We start from the raw sequence: 3565 nt of genomic DNA, 5'->3' as shown, positions 1-3565 counted from the left end.
GTGCCGGGCGCGTTGGCCGATCGGCTCGACGGGCATGACGTGGCCGTCATCGAGGTGGGCGATCCGCGGATCGCGGCTCAGCCCAGCACCGCGTTGCCCGCGCCGGAGGCCGGGGACATCGCGTATCTGATCTACACCTCGGGCACGACCGGAGTCCCCAAAGGCGTTGCCGTCACCCACCACAACGTGATCCGACTGTTCGACTCGCTCGACGTCGGCCTGCGGCTCGCGCCGGAGCAGGTGTGGACCCAGTGTCATTCGCTGGTCTTCGACTATTCGGTGTGGGAGATCTGGGGTGCGTTGCTGCACGGGGGGCGGCTGGTGGTGGTGCCCGAGTCCGTGGTCCGGTCGCCGGAAGACTTGCACGCGTTGGTGATTGCCGAACACGTCACCGTGTTGAGCCAGACCCCCTCCGCGGTGAGGATGTTGTCGCGGGAGGGCTTGGAATCCGTCGCGTTGATGGTGGCCGGTGAAGCCTGCCCTGCTGAGCTGGTCGAACATTGGGCGCCGGGGCGGCTGATGATGAACGGCTACGGCCCCACCGAAACCACGGTGTATGCGTCGATCAGTGCGCCGCTGCGCGCGGGATCCGGTGTGGTGCCGATCGGTACGCCGGTGCCGGGGACCGCTTTGTTTGTCCTCGACAACTGGTTACAGCCGGTGCCCGTCGGTGTCGTCGGTGAGTTGTATGTAGCAGGTTCCGGACTTTCGTGTGGCTATGCGCGCCGGGCGGGGCTAACCGCCGCGCGGTTTGTGGCCTGCCCGTTCGCCGGTGACGGGGCACCGGGGCAGCGAATGTATCGCACCGGGGACTTGGTGTCCTGGGGTGCCGGCGGACAGCTGATTTACCGGGGCCGAGCCGATGAGCAGGTCAAGATCCGCGGGTATCGCATCGAGTTGGGCGAGATCCAGGCGGCCTTGGCCAAACTGGACGACGTCGAACAGGCCGTGGTGATCGCGCGCGAGGATCGCGCTGGTGACAAGCGGCTGGTCGCGTATATCACCGGCACCGCCGACCCCGCGCGGGCGCGCGCGGAGCTCGCTGAGCGGATGCCGCCCTATATGGTCCCGGCCGCGGTGGTGATGCTCGACGCCCTGCCGCTGACCGTCAACGGCAAACTCGACAAGCGGGCTTTGCCGGCACCCGAATACGCCGCCGCCGATGGTTATCATGCCCCGGGCAATGGTATTGAGGAGATCCTGGCCGGCATTTATGCCGACGTTCTCGGCGTCGACCGCGTCGGGGTTCACGACTCGTTCTTCGATTTGGGCGGGGATTCGTTGTCGGCGATGCGGGCGGTCGCCGCGATCAACAAGTCCGCGGGTGGCGACATTTCGGTCCGCACGTTGTTCGAGTCGCCCACGGTAGCCCAACTGGCATTGCGGTTGGGCGACGCCGCAGGCGGGCTGGAGCCGCTGGTGGCGGTACAGCGTCCCGCGGTGGTGCCGCTGTCGTTCGCGCAAAACCGGCTGTGGTTCATCGATCAATTACAGGGTCCCTCCGCGGTGTACAACATGGCGGTGGCGTTGCGGCTGAGTGGGCGTCTGGATGCCGGTGCGCTCGGGGAGGCCCTCGCCGACGTGGTGGACCGCCACGAAAGCCTGCGCACGCTGTTCCCGGCGGTCAAGGGGATTCCCCGGCAGGTCGTTATCCCTATGCCGGAGACCGACTTTGGTTGGCAGCGCGTGGATGCCACGGGCTGGTCGGCCGACCGGTTGCGGGAGGCGATTGCGGAAACGACGCAGCGTGCGTTCGACCTGGAATCCGAGATCCCGCTGCGAGCAAGGCTTTTCCACATCGCCGACGAGGAGCACGTGCTGGTGGCGGTGGTGCACCACATCGCCGCGGATGGCTTGTCGATCACCCCTCTGGTCGGTGATCTGGGTGTGGCCTATGCCAGCCGGTGTGCGGGGCGGGCCCCGAGCTGGGCGCCGCTGCGGGTGCAATATGTCGATTACACCCTGTGGCAGCGCGAACAGCTGGGTGACCTGCAGGACCCGCAGAGTCGCATTGGCGGGCAGCTGGCTTATTGGGAAGACGCCTTGGCCGGGATGCCCGAACGGATTCAGCTGCCCACCGATCGGCCGTACCCGGCCATTGCCGATTACCGCGGCGCCAGCGTCGAGGTGGCTTGGCCGACGCAGTTGCAGCAGCGGATCGCCCGAACGGCCCGCGAGCACGATGCGACCGGCTTCATGGTGATTCAGGCGGGCCTGGCGGTTCTGCTGGCCAACCTCAGCGGCAGCGTCGACGTGGCGGTGGGTTTCCCGATCGCCGGCAGGCGCGACCCCGCTCTCGATCCTTTGGTGGGTTTCTTCGTCAATACCTTGGTGTTGCGCGTCGACCTGTCCGACGATCCCACAGTCGCCGAGGTGCTGGCGCACGTGCGGCAGCGCAGCCTTGCCGCCTACGAGCACCAAGACGTGCCGTTCGAGGTGCTGGTCGAGCGGCTCAACCCGGCCCGGTCGCTGAACCATCACCCGCTGGTCCAGGTGATGCTCGCCTGGCAAAACTTCGCCGGCGACCCGGCCACCGGTTTGGCGCTGGGCGACATGTTGGTCAGCACCGTACCCACCGAGACCCGCACTGCGCGAGTGGACTTGACATTCTCGTTGGCCGAACGCTGGACCGAGACCGGCGCCCCAGCCGGGATCGGCGGCGCAGTGGAGTTCCGCACCGATGTGTTCGACGCTGAAAGCATTCGGACGCTGATCGAGCGGTTGCAGCGGGTGTTGGAGGCCATGACCGCTGAGCCGACTCGGCGGCTGTCGTCGATAGACCTGCTGGTTCCCGGTGAACGCGCACGCCTGGACAAGTTCGGCAACCGGGCGGTTCTGACCCGGCGGCCGACGTCGTCGGTCTCGATCCCGGAATTGTTCGCCGCGCAGGTGGCGCGAACGCCGGGAACGGTGGCGTTGACCTTCGAGGGCCGCTCGCTGACGTACCGCGCGATCGACGAAGCGTCTAACCGCTTGGCGCACTGGTTGATTGCCCGTGGCGCGGGCCCGGGTGAGCGGGTGGCGCTGTTGTTGCCCCGGTCGGCTCAAGCTGTCGTGGCGATGTTGGCGGTCCTCAAAACCGGTGCGGCGTATGTGGCGATCGATCCGGCGCATCCGGCGGCTCGCACCGAGTTCATGGTGGCCGATGCCGCGCCGGTCGTCGCAATCACCACCGCGGGCTTGGCCGATCGCCTGAACACCCGCCGGTTGGCGGTCGTCGACGTCAGCGATCCGAGCATCGACTTCCAGCCCAGCACCGCATTGCCTCCGCCGGGGGCGCAGGAGATCGCCTACCTGATCTACACATCGGGCACCACCGGTGTGCCCAAGGGTGTGGCCGTGGCCCACCAGAACGTCGTTCGACTGCTGCAATCGTTGAATGCGGACCAAGAGCTGGCGGGGCAGGTGTGGACGCAATGCCATTCGCTGGCCTTCGACTACTCGGTGTGGGAAATCTGGGGTGCGTTACTGCACGGGGGGCGCTTGTTGGTGGTGCCCGATGCGGTCGTCCGGTCCCCAGATGACCTGCACGCGTTGCTGATTGCCGAACGAGTCAGCCTACTGA

General features: G+C 67.0%; 1 protein-coding gene. It reads left to right on the top strand.

Annotated features, from left to right (window positions below):
• Nucleotides 1-3565 (top strand): non-ribosomal peptide synthetase (locus A5652_RS21260; protein ID WP_156745469.1); only part of this gene is annotated, 3565 nt, incomplete at both ends.

Source organism: Mycobacterium sp. 1165178.9 (genome assembly GCF_001673555.1).
In the GTDB taxonomy this organism is placed as follows: Bacteria; Actinomycetota; Actinomycetes; order Mycobacteriales; family Mycobacteriaceae; genus Mycobacterium.
The sequence above is the reverse complement of the archived record's forward strand: the minus strand, read 5'-3'. Positions and strand labels throughout refer to the sequence as shown.